Consider the following 22,438-nt stretch of genomic DNA (forward strand, 5'->3'; position numbering starts at 1 on the left):
TCTTTAAAAATATTTTCGTAGGTAGGAAAGTATAAAGATCTTTCCTATTTACATAATGGCAACTAAGGCATTCGCCAAAAGACATGGCGAAGCCTTAGTTTTCTTATCATTAGGAGGGTTTTTCCTAATTTTATCGTTAACAAACGAACAGATTTTATACATAAAAAAATAGTGTCATCTCGGACACTATTCTGTAGTTTATTCAATTGCAGTGGAATTATCTGGTATTTTTAATGGATTCTCTTTATTAATACGATCGAAGAACATAATTCCATTTAAATGATCTATTTCGTGTTGGAATACAATTGCAGGATATCCTTTTAATCTTAATTTAACCGGATTATCATCCATATCTACCGCTGTAACTGTTACTCGACGATGTCTTGGCACGTAACCTTCAACAGGACGATCAACAGATAGACATCCCTCGCCAGCTGCTAAATAAGCACCTTCAACAGAATGACTAATAATTTTGGGATTGGCTAAGCCATAGCTGTATAATTTTCCATCAACGTCCTCAAAATGAATAGCAATTAAACGTTTTTCAATACCTAATTGTGGAGCAGCTAAACCAACTCCTGCCCTTAACTTGTATTTAGTTGCTATTTCCTCATCTTGACTATTTTTTAAGAATGTAATCATTTCTTTTAATAGTTGTTTGTCCTCAGGGCTGAGGGGGATAGAAACTTCTTTAGCTTCTTTTGTTAGTGAAGGATGACCTTCACGTACAATATCTTTCATGGTTATCATATTAAAACTCCTTTAGATAAAAATGGATAATAAGTATTGTTAAACTATTTCATTTTATTATATTAACATATTCATGGAAAATAAATCATATTATTAGGACAAGCTAGAATGGAGATGCAACGTGCATTTTTTAGCAGGTAGGAAAGTATAAAAATCTTTCCTGTCAGCGTAAGTGCAACTAAGGCATTCGCCAAAAGCTTGGCGAATGCCAAGCTTCCCAATATTATACGGTAAAAAGTATAAAAGAGTACCTGTTTTAGGAGGTGACTATTGTTGTTTCGTATAAGAAAAACTATTATTTTTTTTAACCTGTTCATTTTAATAGTTCTTTCTGCATGTAAACATACAACTGCAGAGGAAGAAATATATACATATTTAGAAGAAGCAGTTCGTATTGAGTCTGAATTTATAGGTCAACAAAATAAAATAACAAATCTAGAAGCTGAGGAACAAAAAATCTACAAACAAATCATTGATTCGGGAACGGATAATAAAGATGAAATTAAAAAATTAGCAAAGGAAGCTATAGGTAACATTAACAAAAGGTCAGAACTGATTGATATGGAAAAGGAAAACATGGAATCTTCCAAAGAAGTGTTTCAGAAAACGGAAGATTATATTGAAAAAATTAAAGATCAGGATGCAAGGAGGATCGCGGGAAAATTATACAATAAGATGGAAAAGCGATATTTATCTTATAATGAATTAAATAAAACTTATATTGTGTCGTTGGAATTAGAAACGGAATTGTACGAGATGTTACAGAAGCAAGACTTGAAGCAAGACTTGAAGCAAGAAGATTTAACCAAACAGATTAATAAAATAAACAAGGGATATGAGAAGGTACTAGACGCAAATGAGAAATTTAATACATATACAATTAAATATAATGAACTGAAAAGGGAGTTCTATACATTAGCTAATATTGATGTGACCTACGAAGAACCAACAATAGATGAAGAGATAGATAAAAAAGGCAACTAAAATTTTGGTTGCCTTTTTTTATTTGCCTAATAAATAGTTAGATAAATAAGTATTATCAGATAACTGTCCTCATGTAAATTGGTACAGTTGTTTTGCTATGTTATAACAGTTTTGGGAGGGGAGAGGATTGAAAATTACACTTAGTTATCTGAATACAATTAAATAAATCAAAGGAATTGACCTTTATAAAATTATAATATATATTTAATTTAGTTATTGATTGTACCAGTTTTTTATTGGTTGTTTTTTATAACAGAGCTACATACGGGCAATACAATGAAAAGATTTTACTAACGTGAAATAGGGTACAAGAAATATTAATAAAGGAGTACATTTTTCAGTTTTTTGGTAAAGCTAAAACTGAAAATAAAAATATTGGGTTAAAGAAAGGAAGAGGTGAACTATTTTGAAACACGTATTAGAAAGTGTTGAAAGTTTGTTCGAGACGTTCCAGATCCTTAATGAGGATGGAGAATTAGTAAATAAAGATGATATGCCTGATCTTTCAGATGATGAGTTGAAAGAATTGATGCGTCGTATGGTTTATACACGAATTCTGGATCAGCGTTCTATAGCTTTAAACAGACAAGGTCGTTTAGGTTTCTATGCACCGACAGCTGGACAAGAGGCTTCTCAATTAGGAAGTCAATTTGCTTTAGAAAAAGACGATTTTCTTTTACCGGGATATCGTGACGTTCCACAATTAATTTGGCAAGGACTTCCATTATATCAAGCATTCCTTTTCTCTAAAGGTCATTTCCATGGAAATCAAATGCCAGAAGACCTACAAGCACTAAGTCCACAAATTATTATTGGTGCTCAATATGTTCAAACAGCTGGAGTAGCATTAGGTATGAAGAAACGCGGTGCTAAAACAGTTGCTATAACATACACAGGTGATGGTGGTACATCTCAAGGTGACTTCTATGAAGGAATTAACTTTGCGGGCGCTTTTAAAGCTCCAGCTATTTTCGTTGTGCAAAATAACGGATTTGCTATTTCCGTTCCTAGAGAATTACAAACAAATGCAAAAACTTTAGCACAAAAAGCCGTTGCAGCAGGTATTGAAGGTATCCAAGTTGATGGTATGGACGTTCTAGCTGTTTATGCAGCAACTAAACATGCAAGAGAACGTGCAATTGCAGGAGAAGGTCCAACATTAATTGAGACACTTACGTACCGTTATGGTCCACATACAATGTCTGGTGACGATCCAACACGTTATCGTTCTGAAGAATTGGATAACGAGTGGGCGAAGAAAGACCCATTAGTACGTTTCCGTAAGTTCCTAGAAGGTAAAAAATTATGGTCTGAAGACGAAGAAAACAAAGTAATTGAAGAAGCAAAAGAAGATATTAAGAAGGCTATTAAAGAAGCGGAAAAATATCCTAAACAAAAAGTAACGGATTTAATTGGAAATATGTTTGAAGTATTACCTTCCAATTTACAAGAACAAATGGAAGAATATAAAGAAAAGGAGTCGAAATAAATCATGGCACAAATGACAATGATTCAAGCAATCACTGATGCAATGCGTACAGAATTAAAAAAAGATGAAAATGTGCTTGTATTTGGTGAAGATGTTGGTAAAAACGGTGGGGTTTTCCGTGCTACTGAAGGACTCCAAGATGAATTTGGTGAAGACCGTGTATTCGACACACCACTAGCTGAATCAGGAATTGGCGGGTTAACTATTGGTCTAGCTACCCAAGGATTTCGTCCAGTTCCGGAAATTCAATTTTTCGGTTTCGTTTATGAAGTAATAGATTCTATTAGTGGGCAAATGGCGCGTATGCGTTATCGTTCAGGTGGAAGATGGAATATGCCTGTTACAGTTCGTGCACCATTTGGTGGTGGAGTACATACTCCTGAATTACACGCGGATTCTTTAGAAGGTTTAATGGCACAACAACCAGGATTAAAAGTAGTTATTCCTTCAACACCGTATGAAGCTAAAGGTTTACTAATTTCTGCAATTCGTGATAATGATCCAGTCATTTTCTTAGAACATATGAAATTATATCGTTCTTTCCGTGAAGAAGTTCCTGAAGAGGAATATACAGTTGAAATTGGAAAGGCAGATGTAAAACGTGAAGGAAAAGATGTAACACTTGTTTCCTATGGTGCAATGGTTCATTCATGCCTTAAAGCTGCAGAAGAACTTGAAAAAGATGGAATTTCTGCAGAAGTAATTGATTTACGTACGGTTTCTCCTATTGATACGGATACAATATTAGAATCTGTTAAGAAAACAAATCGTGCTATCGTAGTGCAAGAAGCACAGAAACAAGCTGGTGTCGCAGCAAATGTAGTTAGTGAAATTCAAGAAAGAGCAATTCTTCATTTAGAAGCACCGGTATTACGTGTTACTGCTCCTGATACAGTATATGCATTCTCTGATGCCGAAGAAGTATGGCTTCCAAATCATAAAGACATCATAGAAAAAGTAAACGCAGTAATGAATTTCTAAAACTAGGAGGTACAAAATAATGGCATTCGAATTTAAATTCCCCGATATTGGAGAAGGAATTGCAGAAGGTGAAATTGTTAAATGGTTCTTTAAAGAAGGGGATACAGTAAAAGAAGACGACGTTTTATGTGAAGTACAAAATGATAAAGCAGTTGTTGAAATTCCTTCCCCAGTAGATGGAACTGTTCAAAAAATTCATGTAGGAGAAGGAGAAGTAGCAACAGTAGGTAATATATTTGTTACTTTCGATGCGGAAGGATACGAAGGTGGAGAAGAAACTGATTCTCAAGCTCAATCAGAATCCACTGGCTCAAATAAAGGAACCTTTGAATTTAAATTCCCTGATATTGGAGAAGGAATTGCAGAAGGTGAAATTGTTAAATGGTTCTTTAAAGAAGGCGACACAGTAAAAGAAGACGACGTTTTATGTGAAGTACAAAACGATAAAGCAGTTGTTGAAATTCCTTCCCCAGTAGATGGAACTGTTCAAAAAATTCATGTAGGAGAAGGAGAAGTAGCAACAGTAGGTAATATATTTGTTACTTTTGAAGCGGAAGGATATGAATCAGCAGAAACTTCAGCAGATTCTTCAGCGGAAACTAATAAACCACAAGCTAATAATACAAGTGCTGCCAGCTCAAATGATGATGGCAAACGTGTGATTGCAATGCCATCTGTAAGAAAATACGCTCGTGAAAAAGGTGTTAATGTTAAAGAAGTTGCTGGATCTGGTAAAAATGGACGTATATTAAAAGAAGATATCGATGCATTCTTAAATGGTGGTCAAGCAGCAACATCAGCTCAAGCTTCAACAAATGCTCAAGAAACTGCTAAAGCTGAAAAAGAAGAAGCTAAACCATATGTACCAGCTGGTGAAGAATTCCCAGAAACTCGTGAAAAAATGTCTGGTATTAGAAAAGCTATTTCGAAAGCGATGGTTAACTCTAAACATACTGCACCTCATGTTACATTATTAGACGAGGTAGATGTTACAGAACTTGTAGCACATCGTAAGAAATTCAAACAAGTTGCAATGGATCAAGGTATTAAGCTAACTTACTTGCCATATGTAGTAAAAGCATTAGTATCTGCATTAAAACAATATCCAAGCTTAAATGCATCTATTGATAATACTACTGATGAAATTATTCAAAAACATTATTATAATGTGGGAATTGCAGCTGATACAGAAAAAGGTCTTCTAGTTCCAGTTGTTAAAAATGCTGACAGAAAATCTATTTTTGAAATTTCTCAGGAAATTAATGAATTGGCAGATAAGGCAAGAAGTGGTAAACTAGCACCTGGAGAGATGAAAGGGGCTTCTAGCACAATCACTAATATTGGTTCTGCTGGTGGACAATGGTTTACTCCAGTTATTAACCAACCTGAGGTAGCCATTTTAGGTATCGGTCGTATTGCGGAAAAACCAGTTGTCAAAAATGGTGAGGTTGCAATTGCACCAGTACTAGCATTATCTCTATCATTTGACCACCGTATTATCGATGGTGCAACAGCTCAAAATGCTCTTAACCAAATGAAACGTTTATTAAATGATCCACAATTAATCATGATGGAGGCGTAAGTTAATATGGTAGTTGGAGATTTTCCGGTAGAAGTAGATACTTTAGTAGTAGGTGCAGGTCCAGGAGGATATGTTGCTGCTATTCGTGCTGCTCAATTAGGACAAAAAGTTACAATTGCTGACAAAGGTGCACTTGGTGGGGTTTGTCTAAATGTTGGATGTATTCCTTCAAAAGCTCTAATTCAAGCTGGCCATATGGTTGAAAATGCTAACGGCAATGCAGAGATCGGTATTACAACTAAAAATGTGGATGTTGATTTTACTAAAGTACAAGAATGGAAAGGTACTGTAGTCAATAAATTAACATCTGGTGTTCAAGGTCTTCTTAAAGGAAATAAAGTTGATATCGTTAAAGGTGAAGTTTATTTCGTAGACTCTAACACAGCTAAAATTATGGATGAGAAGAGCTCTCAAACATATAAATTCAACAACTGTATTATTGCAACAGGATCTCGACCAATTGAAATCCCAAGCTTTAAGTTTTCTGACCGTGTTCTTGATTCAACTGGTGCTTTAAATTTAAAAGAAATTCCTAAAAAATTAGTAGTTATTGGTGCTGGATATATCGGCAGCGAATTAGGTACTGCATATTTAAACTTTGGTACTGAGGTTACATTCCTTGAAGGTGCTAAAGATATCTTAGGTGGATTTGAAAAGTCTATGACACAAGTTGTTAAAAAAGGCTTGAAGAAAAAAGGCGCTAACATTATCACTGAAGCTATGGCTAAAGGTGTTGAAGAAACAAAAGATGGCGTTAAAGTTACGTATGAGGCTAATGGAAAAGAAGAAACAATTGAAGCTGATTACGTATTAGTTACGGTAGGTCGTCGTCCAAATACTGACGAAATTGGTTTAGAACAACTTGGTATCGAACTAACTGAAAGAGGACTTATCAAAGTTGATAAACAATGTCGTACTAATGTAAGCAACATTTACGCAATTGGCGATATTGTACCAGGTTCTCCATTAGCGCATAAAGCTTCCTATGAAGGAAAAGTAGCCGCAGAGGCAATTAGTGGAGAAAAATCCGAAGTAGACTATATCGGTATGCCTGCAGTTGCATTCGTAGAACCTGAACTAGCTTCTGTCGGTCTTTCCGAAGATGAAGCAAAAGAACAAGGTTATGAAGTTAAAGTTGGTAAATTCCCATTTGCTGCTAATGGACGTGCATTGTCCTTAAACAATACAGATGGTTTCTTGAAACTAATTACTCGTAAAGAGGATGGATTAGTTCTTGGAGGTCAAATTGCTGGACCTAATGCAAGTGACATGATTTCTGAAATTGGACTTGCTGTAGAAGCTGGTATGACTGCAGAGGATTTAGCGTTAACTATTCACGCTCATCCAACTTTAGGTGAAATAACAATGGAGGCTGCTGAAGTAGCACTTGGTACTCCAATTCATATTATGTAATTAAATGAGGCTGGAACATATCTAGTCAAAAATAAATGGCTCTAATTCATCGAAAAACGGTGATTAGAGCCATTTTTCTTTGATCTAATATATCAAATACCATGAACATACAACTTAAACATAAAAGTTACCTTAGGAGCGAAAAAGGTGTGGTACCCTCAACATTTGAGAGTACTCACACCTTTTATACTAACTTATTGACTCAGATTTTGTATCACGTCTTAACTGGCTTTAAGACCCCACATAAGAAGTCGACTTAAAACATAGATATCCATAGTAGGGGTGTACGACCAGTTGCATTCTAATAAATTTAACTAATATTCATAGGGAATTGAAAGAAAACCAAAAATGAATGTGTTTTACTTTATATTATTTTTAATTTCTTTAATAAGTTTTTTCCTTCTAGACGATTCTATAATCTCTGCCTCTTTATTAAAAGATTTAATTAAAGAAAATACAATTAATATCATAATAATGGAAAAAGGGAATGCTGCAATTATTGATGCGGTTTGTAATGCATCTAGACCACCTTGCCAAAGTAGAACTGCTGCAGTTGCAGATTGAATAATTCCCCAAGTAAATTTCACTTTATTAGATGGGTCTAAGTTTCCCCCTGTTGTTTGCATTCCCAGAACTAATGTTGCAGAATCTGCCGATGTAATAAAGAATATGGCGATTAAAACAATCCCTATTATCGACATTAATGTATCTAGAGGAAGGTTCTCGAGTACTGCAAATAAAGCGACTTCTTCTCCATTTGTATTAATTTCTTCAATGATATTAGTGCCTTCGAAAAAGTCAAATTGAATAGCTGTGCCCCCTAAAATGGTAAACCACAAAGCCCCTATAATTGTTGGAACTAATAATACGCCTAAAATAAACTCTCTTATTGTTCTACCTCGGGAAACGCGTGCGATAAAAGTACCAACAAACGGTGCCCAAGCTATCCACCATGCCCAATAAAAGAGTGTCCAATTATTTGTCCAGGCCATGTTTTCTTCGTTAAAAGGCGACATTCGTAATGTCATACTCGGTAAATCTTGAATATAACTACCTAATGTTGTTGTAAAGAAATTTAAAATAAAATTTGTAGGCCCTAGTATAAGGACAAATAGTAGTAGAAGAGAGGCAATAATTAAGTTAGTATTACTTAAATATTTCATTCCTTTACCAAGTCCACTCAAATTAGATCCTACGAATAGTATAGTAACAATTATAATAATAATTAATTCTGAAAGTATTGTTTGATCAATTCCAAATACATATGATAATCCGCCACTAATCTGTATAGCACCAAATCCTAAAGAGGTTGCAACGCCAAATACGGTGGCAAATACAACTATGGTATCAATAACTGTCCCCAATGTTCCTTTGATTCGGTCTCCAAATATAGGCTCTAATACGGAACTTAAAACAGCGGGCGATTGCTTTCTGAATTTAAAGTAGGCTAAAGCTAGAGCTACTGTAGCATAAATCGCCCAAGGATGAATTCCCCAGTGTAAGAAACTATATTTCATTGCAGTATGTGCTGCTTCCTCTGTTCCACCTTCACCGTACGGGGGTTTGTAAAAATGAGAAAGGGGTTCAGCTGCCCCCCAAAAGACTAAACCAATTCCCATACCAGCACTAAATAGCATGGCAAACCAAGATAAATAAGAAAACTCTGGTTTATCCTCAGGTCTGCCTAATTTTATCTTTCCATATTTAGAAAAGATTAAATAAATAGCGAACACCAAAAACGCAGTAGCACTTATTAAATAGAACCATCCAAATTGATCAACGAGAAATTCTTGTATAATAGATGTGACATTATTTAAATTTCCCTTTGGTAATGTTTCTTGAGGGATAACACCCCAAATAATAAATAAGGCTACAATAATTACGGATATATAAAAAACCTTCGTTACACTTCTATTTTTCATTCAATCCTCTCCTTATTCGTATCTGTAACTTACTTTACCCGTATTTTACTAATCCGATTCAGTCAAATTAAAGATTGCACCCTGATAAATGTACATGTTTTTGAGGGTAGTTGTAAAATGAAATGCATAAAAAATATAAAAGGAATTATGCGGGGGGACCTACATAGTCCAACTTTTTTCGACAAAATAAAAACCAAAAAAATGATTATGTCATACTATTTAGTGTTGACTGTAACAATGTGACATATTATAATATACATAAGACATAACAATGAGAAAAAGGGGATGGCTTAAATGGGTACAATCGTTTGTAAAGAATGTGAAAAGGTTATCGAAGCATTCGAGGAAGAAAAAGTAACAACTCTTTATAGTACATGTCCAACATGCAATAAATAAAAATTCGAAAAGAGAACGTTTTTATAATAAAAATTAGTGCACCCATTGGTTAGTGGGTGTATTTTATTGTAAAAAGTTAAAACGAAGGAATCTTATTTACGATCCCCTCGTTACTAATTAATTTTAATAAATAGGCTTTTGTTCTTTTATCACACGAATAGATTCAAGTGTTTCATCCTGTAATCCTTGTACTGGTAAACCGGCTTGTTTATTTTTATTTATATAATTTATATTTTCCTTTGTAATGATTTCACCCGGGATAAATATAGGAATTCCAGGGGGGTAAACCATTATGGATTCTGCACTTATACGTCCATCAGCCTCGGAAAATGGTATAATCTCTGTTTCGGCATAAAATGCATTCCGGGGTAAAATAGCTAGTAATGGAATGTCAGGGATTTTTACATTCACTTCTCGAGTTATTACATCATTCATATTTTCCGATTCCAATCTTTTAAGGGCTTTTAAAAGTATCTGAATCGTCTTTTCATCATCTCCGGGTGTAATAATGCATAATATATTATATAAATCGGAAAGTTCCACCTCTATATGATAATTTTCCCGTAACCATACTTCAACATCATATCCAGTCAAGCCTAAGTTTTTTACTGAAATGATTAATTTGGTAGGATCGTATCTAAAAGTAGCTTCTGTTCCAAGAATTTCCTCTCCGACACAGTAAATATAGGAAAGATTATTATTTATTTCTGTTCTAGCAAAATCGGCAAGTTGGATGGACTTTTCGATCATTTGATACCCATTGGTCGTAAGTTGTTTTCTCGCTACATCTAATGATGCTAATAAAATGTAAGATGTAGAAGTTGTAGTTAACATGGACAAAATGGTTTGAACTCTTTCATGTGAAATTCGATCACCTTGGAGATTTAAAACAGAGCTTTGCGTTAAGGATCCTCCTAATTTATGGACACTGGTCGCCGCAATATCTGCACCAGCCTGCATTGCCGAAAGTGGAAGACCTTCATGAAAATGAATATGAACCCCATGTGCTTCATCAACCAGAACAGGAACATTATATTCATGTGCAATTGAAACAATTTTTTCTAAATCTCCAGCTATTCCGAAGTAAGTAGGGTTAATGACTAATACACCTTTCGCATCAGGGTGTACCTGTAATGCGTGTTTTACAGCAGATGGGGTTATACCATGAGAAATACCTAAGTTTTCATCTAATTCCGGATGTATAAAAATCGGAGTTGCACCAGCAAATATAATTGCGGAAGTAATAGATTTATGTGCGTTTCTTGGAACAATAATTTTATCCCCCGGTTTACATACACTTAAAATCATTGTCATAATAGCACCACTAGTTCCTTGAACGGAAAAGAAAGTATAATCCGCTCCAAAGGCCTCTGCAGCTAATTCTTGGGCCTCTTTAATGATTCCTTGGGGATGGTGTAAATCGTCAAGTGGTTCTATATTAATTAAATCCATTTTAAATACATTCTCACCTAAGAAATCTTTAAATGCTGGGTCAATAGCATTCCCTTTTTTATGGCCGGGTATATGAAAAGGAATGGGATGATTATTTATATGCCTTAATAAACCAGAAAATAATGGTGTACGTTGTTGATCTATCATGGAAAACATTCTCCTCTATGGTTGAAAACATATTTTTGCATTTTGTAACCAAAGTATTATAGCAGAATTAGTAATTTATTTGTATAGTGTTAGCAAGTATCTATAGAAAAATGTTAAGATTTATATAGATGAAAATAAAGACTTAGGGGGAATAGGCATGAAGTTTCAAACCCGGCTTACAGAATTATTAAATATAGAATATCCAATTATTCAAGGAGGCTTAGCTTACCTGGCTTATTCGGATTTAGCTGCAGCTGTATCTAATGCTGGGGGATTAGGGCAAATAACTGCAATGAGTTTGGGTAGCCCAGAAGAATTACGTAAAGAAATTCAAAAAGTTAAAACACTTACAGATAAGCCTTTTGGAGTCAATTTTGCTATTGGACAACATGGAAGACGTTTCGATCACATGGTAGATGTCGCAATTTCAGAAAAAGTTCCGGTTATTTCTGTCACAGGGGGAAATCCAAACGAGCTCCTTGATATGGTTAAGGGTCACAATATTAAAACATTAGTATTAGTGGCGGCGAAACGGCAGGCTAAAAAAGCAGAAGAATTAGGTGCAGATGCCGTGATGGTAGTTGGCCAAGAAGGTGGTGGCCATCTTGGGCGTAGTGATACAGGAACACTTGTGTTAACTCCAGATGTAGTGGATCATGTATCTATACCTGTTGTTTCATCTGGTGGCATTGTGGACGGAAGAGGATTAATGGCAGCTTTAAGTCTTGGAGCAGAAGGAATAGAGATGGGGACAAGGTTTATTGCAACGAAAGAATGTGTTCATGCTCATGAGCGGTACAAACAAGCTATTTTGCAAGCAGATGATAATAGCACAGTTGTTATTAAACGGTCAATAGGTGCCCCAGCAAGAGCACTAAAAAATAATTGGACGGATAAAATTTTAGAGATAGAAGAACATAATGATGGATATGAGTCACTTAAAGATTATATTAGTGGTAAAGCAAATAAACGCTTTATTTATGATGGGGACAATGAAAATGGTTTTGGATGGGCAGGTCAGTCTGCCATAAGAATTAAAGATATACCAACGGTTGATGAACTTATACAAGGTATTATAAAAGAAGCAGAACAAGTTGTAAATAAATGGAAGTGAGAGGGGGCTGCTATACAGCTCCCTTTTCACATTAATGTGTTTGTAGCGAGGATTGATAAAAAGGAATTAAATCTTCATAGGTTTCTTTCGTAAATTTGAATAATTTTTCCCCATTTCTAACCCGTTCATCATCTGGAGAAAGGTGCTTCCCAATTAAAAATTCACCCTTTTTTACATCTCGAAATCTCTCAAGATGTTTTATATCTAGTTCAGTAATAGGAAAAGATTCTTTTTTTGTATGATCTAACGAAATTACATAATCGTTTGGGAGTTTCTTCAAATCTTCAAATTGGTTGATAAATGATTGTGCAATCTTCTCTTTATTTGGAAGTTCGTAAATAAAAGCAAGCCAAACAAATAGATGATCATCAAATAGTCCTAATTGAAAATGAGGGTGTTTTTTATACCCCCTTTTATTATTTCCTATGGCTAACCAGGTATCTTGTGGCGGGTTTACCGTCCTTCTAGCATGCTTGGCGATATGCAAAAACATTTCATTTCCCAATTCGGCTGAAAGAACGTCAACTAATTGACTACCAATTAATTGAAATTTCGGCTGTATTCGGTTTTGAATTGCTTCCATTCTAGAATCTAAGCCGTCAATATGAAATGTTTCAAAGTCTTCTTTGTTAAATCCTTGTAATGACATTTTAATCATCCTTCCAATAAATTAAATATTCATTCGATTAAATTACAATCAACAACTTTTGAATAGGTTTCACTTTATTATAATAATTATTATTAAGTAATCATATAATGAAGTCAAGTATCGCAAATTTCGAAACAGAAGTTTCCTAAGACAACTAGAGGAAATACTTATTATAACCATCCTCTTCTGAAAATTAAACGAACCAATTATCATCTTAGACATAAAATATATAAAGTCGGAAGTTAATGGAGCTAATAAATTAACTGAAGGGAGAGGCTCTTTTGAAGTTCGTGATGGAAATTATTAAGAGAGAAGAAGCAAAAGAAAAATTGCCGGTTATAAAAATGGAAATTGATTACGAGCTAATGACACTTTATGATGCTATTCAAGAAGATGACCAAGTGCAAATTATAAAGTCAAAAGAACGATTAACATTTTTGGTAAAACAATTAACGGAAATAAAAAAGTACTAGAAAACTAGGCATTCGCTATTAGGCTTTAGCGAATGCCTTAGTTATACCTATGTTGGAAGAAAGTATATGTTTTTCAATCTGCCAGGTATTCTTTATTGTTTTTTTCTATCAAGTGGACTTGATGACTTGACTCCTTGGTTTTGATACAATAAACGTATATTGTAAAAATGGAGGATTTACTATGAACCATGAGATGCTTGAAGAAATTTACACAAATGCAAAAAAATGGGTAGAAGAAGCCGGGGAAAATATTCGTAGCAAAATTAATAATCCATTAACTATTGATACTAAATCAAACCCAAATGATCTTGTTACTACAATGGACAAGGAAACAGAATTATTTTTTGTTTCTAAGATAAAAGGGACTTATCCTAATCATTCTATTATCGGTGAGGAAGGCTATGGCGATGAATTAACTAACTTGGATGGAACAGTTTGGATAATAGATCCCATTGATGGGACTATGAACTTTGTACATCAAAAACGTAATTTTGCTATCTCGATAGGAATTTTTCATGATGGTGTTGGTGAAATTGGCTTTGTATACGATGTTATGAATGATGTTTTATATCATGCAAAAAGAAATCAAGGAGCATATAAGAATGATACAAAATTAGAACCTCTTAATAAGGAAGTAGTTTTAGAAAAGGCAATAGTTGGAATGAATCATTTTTGGCTCTGTAATAATTTGACAGTAGAAGTAGAAACCATGCAAAAATTTGTAAAACATGTAAGAGGAACAAGGACATATGGTTCAGCTGCTTTAGATTTCGCTTATTTAGCTGAAGGTATAACGAATGGCTACCTTTCTTTAGGTTTAGCACCATGGGACGTTGCTGGAGGAATGGTAATTGCTGGAGAAGTAGGAGTAGTGACTACCAATGTAGATGGAACACCTTTGGATATGTTAAATAAAAGTACAGTGGTAGCAAGTAATCAAGCTCTCCACTACCAAATTATCCAATTTATAAAAGAAGGAAGGAAGTGACTATTTTACGTCACTTTTTTCCTTCCTTTTTAACGATAGGCCGTATCCCATTATAATAAATCCCAATAAAATAAATAAAAGTATAACCCATATATTTCGATAGGTAATCGAAATAGCAGCTCCTATAAATGATGCTACAACCAATAATGCTAGCGTCAACATTTTTCCGTTAATATTTTCCATCAAGACACCTCTATTTCGTTTCTATTATAACTTAAATCATTATAATTTTCAAAAATCCACTTTCTATACGATGTGTCAAAAAAGAGAATAAAAAAACTTCTACGTTACCCAAAGGACGTTGGCAACGTAGAAGTTAAAGGAAGGCCGACTAAAGACGAGCTTTGCGCCCAACTCAATATCCTTATTAAATTCACTTTCTACTAGCATGATTATTAAAGGTTTAGTATGATAAGATAGTAAAGGTATGAACGTTAAAGTGGGGGAGACAGATGGATAATTTTAGTTTTTTTGTATTTGATATGGTACTGAACCAATATGGGGTTGAAAACATATTTTGGATATTTTATGTACTAAATTTAATTCTTTCCGTTATAGCATATAAATTAGGCTTTGCTAGAAAATTACCGCTTCTACAATCCGTTATTGTGTACATACTTTTATTAGTCGGTGTATATATTCTGACGATATTCAGTACGGTCATGAGAATGCCTAGTGTTGAAAGCTTGATAGTCATTAATTTAGTGTTAGCGATTTATCGTACTAGACTTCACTTTCAGCGTAGAGCTAAAAAAGAAAATGCTTCTTAAATATAGAAAAAGCGCCTGATCAAAGGCGCTTTTTCTATATTTAAATGAAAGGGTCATGTTGTTTATTTTCTTCAAATAGATAAAATCTTCCCGTGGCATGACGTTCTTTTGTCTTTTTATCTATTCTTTCACGGCAATCTGGACATAAATACATATAGGTTCTACGATTTCTTAGTTTTTTAGCTTCTTTGGTATTATCTTGTAGGCTATCTATTTTATCACATAAAGTACATTTAACCTGCATATTCTCACCTCAAACCAATCCATAAATTTTGCAGGGTGGGATGAATTTTCACCTTAGACAAATTGTTAGTAGAAATCCTCTTTATTATATCATAAAAATACAATGTTTTTAGAATGAAAATGGGGGTATATATTAATAAAGAGACTCGGAGGTGATAATATGAAAAAAATTTTTATGTATACAGCGTTAGGAATAATGGGTGCAGCAATTGGAGTGATTGCTGTTCAATGCTACTTAAAAGGTTATCAAAATAGTGATAGGGATAGTAATTCAACTTTTGAGAATGCTGGTGTTCCTGATCAATCGCCAATTGTTAATGAAACCCAACTAGAAAATTCAAAAATGGTTTCTGAGGGTTCTCAATTTGGAGTCCACTACTATAATGAAAATAAAAACGACTAAAGAGGGGAGTTAACTTTTCTTTAGTTTAGTATAAAAAAGGCATTCGCTCACCTAATAGCGAATGCCAACCCTCTATTTGTTTAGATTATGATTAGATTGTTCTTTTTCAATTTCTTCTAATTGTTGTTGTTCGTCTTTAGGAATATTTTCTTTGTTTTGATCAGGTTCCTCTGGTACATCGTCTCTTATAGGAACATTAGGCATATATCTACCAACGATTGCTGATAGTTCATCGACAAATCCTTGAACAGGGTGACCTTGTCTTATTTTCTCGGCTATACCTTTTAACCTCTCTGTAACATCTGCATCAGCAACAACTACAGCTGTTTTTCCGTAAGGATCATGATATAAAGACTCCAAAACAGTATATTTAATTGTTCCAACTCGCGATCGATCTAAATCTTTATCTACATCTATTCCCACTACCGCATATGGACCTGCAACAACTGTCGTTGCATCGTTAACGTCCGGAACTCTGCTAGCAACATTTGATAAATGTGTTGCTATTTCTGCATTTGATAAATCTTGTAAATCATGTGGGCTTGAGTTTTTTACTTGCACAAATTGATCATTTGTTTTCCTTGATTCTAAAGAGCTTTCGTCATTTTGTCCAGCACATCCCGAGAAAATGAACATCGTTAAAAGCGAAATAATTAAAATGAACTTTCTATTTATAATCATTTCATTCCTCCTCAATCTTGCGTTATGCTTATTTTGGATGGAATAAAATAATTTATACTCGGTACATGAAAAATCTTGCTATTTCAAAAAACTTTACTAACTTTTAAACAATCCCTAATGCAAAAAAGCTGCTATACATATAGCAACTTTTATAACAATTAATTAATTTTTATTTTTTTAATGTTTTTAATAGGATCATTTTTATTCATTCCATTACCATAGATAAAGTAAACAGGTCCATCTTTTTTAATTGGCTTACCATCAATAGCAAATAAAAAATAACCATTTACTAGTTGATCTATATCGATAGTTACTAACTCTTGATTATCCTCAGATAGAAAAGTGGCACTTTTTGCAGAATCATTAATTTCCGCATTTTTTACGAAATCGTAAAGAGGCATAACATAGGAATTTTTAAGTATTTCTTCACCTTCCTTTTTGGTTAGGCCCTTATTAACAGGAGGTACTTTCGCATTTGATTGAAATACTTCTCTGTTATATCTCTCGGCTAACTTTTTGGTATTAGGGATATCTTCCTTTGATTTAGTATTTTTCGTAAATGCTTCATCGAGCAATACTTTTCGTTCGTCAAAAATCCAAACAGTTGGATCTAAGGTAATGGAATAGGAAACATTTCCTATAATTGGTACGATCATTTTGCTCTCTCCCCCTCATTTATGTATCTTTATTAAGAATAGCAAAGAAAATTATATTTTTCACCATAAAAGAAGACTTTATTTTATTTGCATTTTTTGAGTGCTAGCTTTAATATAATATAAGAAAAGTCTCTAGCGGGGGGGATAATTTTGATGCCTGAGGTTACTGTGAATCACCGCGATAAAGCCCATGCTCTTCTTAAGGCTGATGCTGAAAAAATTTTAAGACTTATAGAAGTTCAGATAGAAAATTTAACAATGCCACAATGTCCCGTATATGAAGATGTTTTGGATACTCAAATGTTTGGTCTTTCAAGGGAAATTGATTTTGCAGTACGTTTGGACTTAATAAGTGAGAATGAAGGAAAAGAACTTCTGGAAAATTTGGAAAAAAAATTGAATATACTCCATGAGGCTTCTCAAAATTCATTATAGTTATTTTGTTCCATAGATCTAAGAAAGAAAACGCAAAAACTTTGCCCACATTATAGTTATTGGCAAGGTTTTTTTGTTTCTTTACAATTAATAAAACAGTAGGTTGAAAACTTTTATTCTTCAATAGATTTTACATAAATAACATTCATGTGGTAAACTATTAAAAATATTTCTATTTTCATCTACTATTTAAAATACATAGATTAATAGGGAGTAGTAAGATGATAAAAAGAATTAAAGATTATGATTACACACTAATCATTGCCCCATTAGTATTAGCAGCATTCGGACTTGTCATGATATATAGCGCTAGTATGGTTACAGCGGTTGTAGAAGGTTTTAAGAGTAATCACTATTTGATTAGACAAGCCATTTGGTTTGCTTTTGGATTATTGGGATTTGTATTTACCTCGATTTTTCCATATAAAAAATATCAGAAATTAATGAAACTGATTATTATTTTAGTAATTATTCTTCTACTAGGATTATTCCTTTTTGGAAGTACGGTAAATAATGCTAGATCATGGTATAACTTTGGACCAGCCAGTTTCCAACCTGCAGAATTTGCAAAATTAGCTTTAATTATGTATCTAGCATCAGTATATTCTAAGAAACAATCTTACATTAATGAGTTTTACAGAGGAGTATTACCACCATTAGTAATGACTGGTATTATTTTAGGCTTAATCGTTCTACAACCTGATATTGGAACAGCTGCTATCATTTTCTTAATAGCGTGTTCTGTCATATTTAGCTCAGGAATAAGGTTGAAACATTTGTCCATTTTGATAGCCATCGGAATTGGAATAATCTTATTAACCATTCCGTTTATGGTATCAGAGGAACGCTTAGCTAGATTTACAGGAGCTTATCAGCCATTTCAAACTCCTGATACCGATGGATACCACTTAATTCAGTCTTATATAGCAATTGGAACAGGTGGGTTAACAGGAACTGGTTTAGGTCAGAGTGTTCAAAAATTGGGGTATTTGATGGAAGCCCATACGGACTTTATCATGGCGATAGTAGCAGAAGAGTTAGGGCTTATAGGAGTTATTATCGTAATCGGTTTATTAGCTATCATTGTTTTGCGAGGTATATTTATAGCTAGAAAATGTAGTGATAGCTTTGGATCGTTACTCGCAATTGGAATATCTTCCATGGTAGGTATTCAAGCTTTTATTAATTTAGGTGCAATTAGTGGCCTTCTACCTATAACAGGTGTTCCTTTACCATTTGTAAGTTATGGCGGATCTTCTCTGTTAGTGATGTTAATTTCGATGGGAATATTAAACAACATTGCGATGTCTGTTAACAGGGATGGTTACCAAACAACTATTAAACATAAATAAACAGGAGGTATATTATGGGAGAAATCAAAAGAATTAATAAAGTACTAGTTGCAAACCGTGGAGAAATAGCAATTCGTGTATTTCGTGCTTGTACAGAATTAAATATTCGCACAGTGGCCATTTACTCAAAAGAAGATACTGGATCTTACCATCGATTTAAGGCTGACGAAGCGTATTTAATCGGAGAAGGTAAAAAACCAATTGATGCTTATTTAGATATTGAGGGAATTATTGCTTTGGCCAAAAAAGTGGATGTAGATGCAATCCATCCTGGGTATGGTTTCTTATCGGAAAACATACAATTTGCTAAGAGATGTGAAGAGGAAGGGCTAATCTTTATTGGACCAAATAGTGAACATTTAAGCATGTTTGGGGATAAAGTTAAAGCAAGGGAACAAGCTGTAAACGCAGGACTCCCAGTCATTCCTGGTAGTGATGGTCCCGTTCAAACATTGGATGAAGTAGTTGAATTTGGAGAAAATCATGGGTATCCAATTATCATCAAAGCTTCACTTGGTGGTGGCGGACGTGGAATGCGTATTGTTCGGAATGAGAAAAGTGTCAAAGAAGCTTATGAACGCGCTAAATCAGAGGCGAAAGCGGCATTTGGTAATAATGAAATTTACGTAGAAAAATTAATTGAAAATCCAAAGCATATAGAAGTTCAAATTATTGGAGATCAACATGGAAATATTGTTCACCTATATGAAAGGGATTGTTCAGTACAACGTCGCCATCAAAAAGTTGTAGAAGTAGCTCCAAGTTTATCCTTATCAGAAGAATTACGTCATGAAATTTGCGATGCTGCAGTGCGATTAATGAAAAATGTAAATTACATTAATGCTGGAACCGTTGAATTTCTTGTAACGAACAATGAATTTTATTTTATAGAGGTTAATCCTCGCGTTCAAGTAGAACATACAATTACGGAAATGATTACTGGTATTGATATCGTACAAACTCAAGTAAGAATTGCTCAAGGCTACGAGATTAACAGTAAAACGGTTGGTATCCCACCACAAGATGAGATCCGAACTAATGGTTATGCAATTCAATCACGTATCACTACAGAAGATCCGTTAAATAATTTTATGCCTGACACTGGAAAAATTATGGCGTATCGATCTGGTGGGGGATTTGGTGTAAGACTGGATGCCGGTAATGCTTATCAAGGTGCAGTTATTTCCCCTTATTATGATTCTTTACTTGTGAAAGTTTCTACACACGCATTGACTTTTGAGCAAGCTGCCCATAAAATGGTTCGAAATTTAAAAGAATTCCGAATCCGTGGTATTAAAACAAATATTCATTTCCTTGAAAATGTAATTATGCATGAAAATTTCTTGTCTGGTGAATATGACACGACGTTTATTGATCATACACCTGAATTATTTGTTTTCCCTAAAAGAAAAGACCGTGGAACGAAAATGCTTTCGTATATTGCACATACAACAGTAAATGGTGTAGGTGGAAGAGAAAAACCAAACTATCCAGCGTTGAAAATTCCAAAAGTAAAAAATGCAAACGAGGAATTTTTTGGAACGAAACAAATATTAGATGAGCAGGGTCCAGAAGGTCTGGCGAAATGGTTGAAAGATCAAAAAGAAGTGTTGCTAACAGACACTACATTTCGTGATGCTCATCAATCGCTTTTAGCAACAAGAATTAGAACAAAAGACATGTTGGATATTGCTGAACCAACCGCTAAATTATTGCCTAATTTGTTCTCAGTAGAAATGTGGGGAGGGGCAACATTCGATGTGGCTTACCGTTTCTTAAAAGAAGATCCATGGCATAGATTATTAAAACTGCGCGAGAAAATGCCGAATGTTCTATTCCAAATGTTATTAAGAGCAAGTAATGCAGTGGGATACAAAAACTACCCAGATAATGTGATCAGCGAATTCATTCAAAAGAGCTCTAGTGCGGGAATAGATGTATTCCGTATTTTTGATAGTTTAAACTGGATAGAAGGTATGCGTTTAGCCATCGAATCCGTTAGGGAAAATAATAAAATTGCTGAAGCTACTTTATGTTATACAGGTGACATATTGGATAAAGGTAGAACAAAATATGATTTAGATTATTATAAAAATATGGCTAAAGAACTTGAAGCTTCTGGAGCACATATTCTAGGTATTAAAGATATGGCGGGATTATTAAAACCTGAGGCAGCGTATCAATTAATATCTACATTAAAAGAATCAACGGATTTACCTATTCATCTTCATACACATGATACAAGCGGCAACGGTATCTATACTTATGCACGTGCCATTCAAGCGGGAGTTGATGTTGTAGACGTAGCAGTTGGTTCAATGGCTGGGCATACTTCTCAACCAAGTGCACAAACCCTATATCATGCACTTGAAGGTACAGACCGTCAGCCAAAAATTAATGTAGAAAACTATGAAAAACTATCAACTTATTGGGAAGGTGTTCGTGGATATTATTCAGACCTTGAAAATGGTATGAAGGCTCCGCACACTGAAGTTTATTTCCACGAAATGCCTGGCGGTCAATATAGTAACCTACAGCAACAAGCAATAGCTGTTGGTTTAGGAGAACGTTGGGATGAAGTAAAAGCAATGTACCGTAATGTGAATGATATGTTTGGTGACATAGTGAAAGTTACACCGTCCTCAAAAGTGATAGGAGATATGGCTTTATTTATGGTACAAAATAATTTAACGGAAGATGATATTTTTGAACGTGGAGAGTCAATTGATTTTCCTGATTCCGTTATTGAATTTATACAAGGAATGATTGGTCAACCATATCAAGGTTTCCCTAAAGAATTACAAAGAATTATTCTTAAAGGCAAGGAACCAATTACAGTAAGGCCTGGTGAATTATTAGACCCAGTTGACTTTGTAGAAATAAGAAATACTTTATTTAAAACTTTAAACAGACAAGTAACCAGTTTCGATGTGATTTCTTATGCCCTCTATCCTAAAGTATTCATGGATTATCAAAAGTTCTATGAAGAATATGGTGATATGTCCGTGTTAGACACTCCAACTTTCTTTTTTGGAATGAACTTAGGAGAAGAAATAGAAGTAGAAATTGAAAAAGGAAAAACCCTTTTTGTTCGGTTAATTTCTATTTCTCAACCGGAACCAGATGGGACTCGTACTGTATACTTTGAGTTAAACGGTCAACCAAGACAAATTAATATCAAAGACGAAAATGTACAATCTTCTGTCGCAACAAGAGCTAAAGTAGATAAAGGAAATGAAAAACAAATTGGTGCGACAATGCCAGGTACGGTTTTAGAGGTTAGCTGTTCAAAAGGAGATCATGTTGACAAAGGTGATAACTTACTGACAACAGAAGCGATGAAAATGGAAACAACAATTCAAGCGCCATTTAGAGGAGTTATTAAGGAAATTCATGTTGGAAAAGGGGATAGCATAGCTGTCGACGATCTTCTAATAGAATTTGAATAAAAGTATGTGTTCAACATCCTAAAGGTAGAAAAGGAAGCTTCCAAATGGAACGCTTCCTTTTCTACTTATTTTATTCCACCTAAAAGGGCAGCAAGACTCCCACCTCATG

The 22,438-nt window shown here is 34.4% G+C and carries 22 protein-coding genes; 14 read left to right on the top strand and 8 right to left on the bottom strand.

Annotated elements, in window-relative coordinates:
- Positions 1–198 precede the first annotated feature (198 nt).
- A complete protein-coding gene (gene def, locus ACFQ18_RS04840; protein ID WP_060668671.1) occupies positions 199–750 on the bottom strand; it encodes a peptide deformylase in 552 nt (183 codons plus the stop codon).
- Positions 751–1,020: 270 nt separating this feature from the next.
- Here def and ACFQ18_RS04845 point away from each other — a divergent pair, with 270 nt between their 5' ends.
- The 5 genes from ACFQ18_RS04845 to lpdA all read left to right on the top strand — a co-directional run bounded on the left by ACFQ18_RS04845 (position 1,021) and on the right by lpdA (position 7,199).
- A complete protein-coding gene (locus ACFQ18_RS04845) occupies positions 1,021–1,734 on the top strand; it encodes a YkyA family protein (protein WP_204797826.1) in 714 nt (237 codons plus the stop codon).
- 406 nt (positions 1,735–2,140) lie between these two features.
- The gene (gene pdhA / locus ACFQ18_RS04850) at positions 2,141–3,223 is read left to right on the top strand and encodes a pyruvate dehydrogenase (acetyl-transferring) E1 component subunit alpha (protein WP_047186414.1); all 1,083 of its coding nucleotides are present in this window, start codon (positions 2,141–2,143) and stop codon (positions 3,221–3,223) included.
- A gap of 3 nt (positions 3,224–3,226) precedes the next feature.
- Positions 3,227–4,204: an alpha-ketoacid dehydrogenase subunit beta gene (locus tag ACFQ18_RS04855; RefSeq protein WP_060668673.1), complete on the top strand. Its 978-nt coding sequence runs from the start codon at positions 3,227–3,229 to the stop codon at positions 4,202–4,204.
- Between the two features lie 19 nt (positions 4,205–4,223).
- On the top strand, positions 4,224–5,786 hold the full coding sequence (locus tag ACFQ18_RS04860) for a dihydrolipoyllysine-residue acetyltransferase (protein ID WP_204797825.1): 1,563 nt from the start codon (positions 4,224–4,226) through the stop codon (positions 5,784–5,786).
- A gap of 6 nt (positions 5,787–5,792) precedes the next feature.
- Positions 5,793–7,199: a dihydrolipoyl dehydrogenase gene (lpdA, locus tag ACFQ18_RS04865; RefSeq protein ID WP_204797824.1), complete on the top strand. Its 1,407-nt coding sequence runs from the start codon at positions 5,793–5,795 to the stop codon at positions 7,197–7,199.
- Positions 7,200–7,558: 359 nt separating this feature from the next.
- Here the strand turns inward: lpdA and ACFQ18_RS04870 are convergent, their stop codons facing one another.
- Entirely contained in the window at positions 7,559–9,121 is a 1,563-nt protein-coding gene (locus ACFQ18_RS04870; RefSeq protein WP_060668676.1) for a glycine betaine uptake BCCT transporter, read from the bottom strand.
- 294 nt (positions 9,122–9,415) lie between these two features.
- Here ACFQ18_RS04870 and ACFQ18_RS04875 point away from each other — a divergent pair, with 294 nt between their 5' ends.
- Positions 9,416–9,517: a GapA-binding peptide SR1P gene (locus tag ACFQ18_RS04875; RefSeq protein WP_083452571.1), complete on the top strand. Its 102-nt coding sequence runs from the start codon at positions 9,416–9,418 to the stop codon at positions 9,515–9,517.
- Positions 9,518–9,640: 123 nt separating this feature from the next.
- Here the strand turns inward: ACFQ18_RS04875 and ACFQ18_RS04880 are convergent, their stop codons facing one another.
- Entirely contained in the window at positions 9,641–11,113 is a 1,473-nt protein-coding gene (locus tag ACFQ18_RS04880; protein WP_060668689.1) for an aminotransferase class I/II-fold pyridoxal phosphate-dependent enzyme, read from the bottom strand.
- Positions 11,114–11,273: 160 nt separating this feature from the next.
- Between ACFQ18_RS04880 and ACFQ18_RS04885 the strand changes: the two genes are divergently transcribed.
- Positions 11,274–12,230, top strand: a complete 957-nt coding sequence (locus ACFQ18_RS04885) for an NAD(P)H-dependent flavin oxidoreductase (RefSeq protein WP_060668677.1) — start codon at positions 11,274–11,276, stop codon at positions 12,228–12,230.
- Between the two features lie 31 nt (positions 12,231–12,261).
- Here the strand turns inward: ACFQ18_RS04885 and ACFQ18_RS04890 are convergent, their stop codons facing one another.
- Positions 12,262–12,879 (bottom strand): YktB family protein, encoded by a 618-nt coding sequence (locus ACFQ18_RS04890; protein WP_060668678.1) that lies wholly within the window; start codon positions 12,877–12,879, stop codon positions 12,262–12,264.
- Between the two features lie 290 nt (positions 12,880–13,169).
- Here ACFQ18_RS04890 and ACFQ18_RS04895 point away from each other — a divergent pair, with 290 nt between their 5' ends.
- On the top strand, positions 13,170–13,352 hold the full coding sequence (locus ACFQ18_RS04895; protein ID WP_370447413.1) for a hypothetical protein: 183 nt from the start codon (positions 13,170–13,172) through the stop codon (positions 13,350–13,352).
- A gap of 181 nt (positions 13,353–13,533) precedes the next feature.
- Positions 13,534–14,340: an inositol monophosphatase family protein gene (locus tag ACFQ18_RS04900; protein ID WP_145523576.1), complete on the top strand. Its 807-nt coding sequence runs from the start codon at positions 13,534–13,536 to the stop codon at positions 14,338–14,340.
- Here ACFQ18_RS04900 and ACFQ18_RS04905 read toward each other — a convergent pair whose 3' ends face one another.
- Positions 14,341–14,523 carry a DUF5325 family protein gene (locus ACFQ18_RS04905; protein WP_047186405.1) on the bottom strand — a complete coding sequence of 61 codons (183 nt, stop codon included), beginning with the start codon at positions 14,521–14,523 and terminating at the stop codon, positions 14,341–14,343.
- 269 nt (positions 14,524–14,792) lie between these two features.
- On the opposite strand from ACFQ18_RS04905, the gene ACFQ18_RS04910 reads away from it, so the two are divergent.
- Positions 14,793–15,110, top strand: coding sequence for a YlaH-like family protein (locus ACFQ18_RS04910; RefSeq protein ID WP_047186404.1), 318 nt, complete (start codon positions 14,793–14,795; stop codon positions 15,108–15,110).
- Positions 15,111–15,150: 40 nt separating this feature from the next.
- Here the strand turns inward: ACFQ18_RS04910 and ACFQ18_RS04915 are convergent, their stop codons facing one another.
- The gene (locus ACFQ18_RS04915) at positions 15,151–15,354 is read right to left on the bottom strand and encodes a YlaI family protein (RefSeq protein ID WP_047186403.1); all 204 of its coding nucleotides are present in this window, start codon (positions 15,352–15,354) and stop codon (positions 15,151–15,153) included.
- 159 nt (positions 15,355–15,513) lie between these two features.
- Between ACFQ18_RS04915 and ACFQ18_RS04920 the strand changes: the two genes are divergently transcribed.
- On the top strand, positions 15,514–15,756 hold the full coding sequence (locus ACFQ18_RS04920) for a hypothetical protein (protein ID WP_047186402.1): 243 nt from the start codon (positions 15,514–15,516) through the stop codon (positions 15,754–15,756).
- 72 nt (positions 15,757–15,828) lie between these two features.
- Here the strand turns inward: ACFQ18_RS04920 and ACFQ18_RS04925 are convergent, their stop codons facing one another.
- Together ACFQ18_RS04925 and ACFQ18_RS04930 are read right to left on the bottom strand one after the other, a co-directional pair.
- A complete protein-coding gene (locus ACFQ18_RS04925; protein ID WP_204797823.1) occupies positions 15,829–16,437 on the bottom strand; it encodes a YhcN/YlaJ family sporulation lipoprotein in 609 nt (202 codons plus the stop codon).
- A 158-nt stretch (positions 16,438–16,595) separates the two neighbouring features.
- Positions 16,596–17,093 (bottom strand): hypothetical protein, encoded by a 498-nt coding sequence (locus ACFQ18_RS04930; RefSeq protein WP_060668682.1) that lies wholly within the window; start codon positions 17,091–17,093, stop codon positions 16,596–16,598.
- 153 nt (positions 17,094–17,246) lie between these two features.
- Between ACFQ18_RS04930 and ACFQ18_RS04935 the strand changes: the two genes are divergently transcribed.
- From ACFQ18_RS04935 to pyc, 3 genes are all read left to right on the top strand, one after another.
- Positions 17,247–17,528: a YlaN family protein gene (locus tag ACFQ18_RS04935; protein WP_047186399.1), complete on the top strand. Its 282-nt coding sequence runs from the start codon at positions 17,247–17,249 to the stop codon at positions 17,526–17,528.
- A gap of 221 nt (positions 17,529–17,749) precedes the next feature.
- The gene (gene ftsW / locus ACFQ18_RS04940; RefSeq protein ID WP_060668683.1) at positions 17,750–18,880 is read left to right on the top strand and encodes a putative lipid II flippase FtsW; all 1,131 of its coding nucleotides are present in this window, start codon (positions 17,750–17,752) and stop codon (positions 18,878–18,880) included.
- Positions 18,881–18,894: 14 nt separating this feature from the next.
- Entirely contained in the window at positions 18,895–22,329 is a 3,435-nt protein-coding gene (gene pyc / locus ACFQ18_RS04945; protein WP_204797822.1) for a pyruvate carboxylase, read from the top strand.
- Positions 22,330–22,438: the final 109 nt, after the last annotated feature.

It is taken from the genome of Oceanobacillus caeni (assembly GCF_042678465.1).
GTDB lineage: Bacteria > Bacillota > Bacilli > Bacillales > Amphibacillaceae > Oceanobacillus > Oceanobacillus caeni.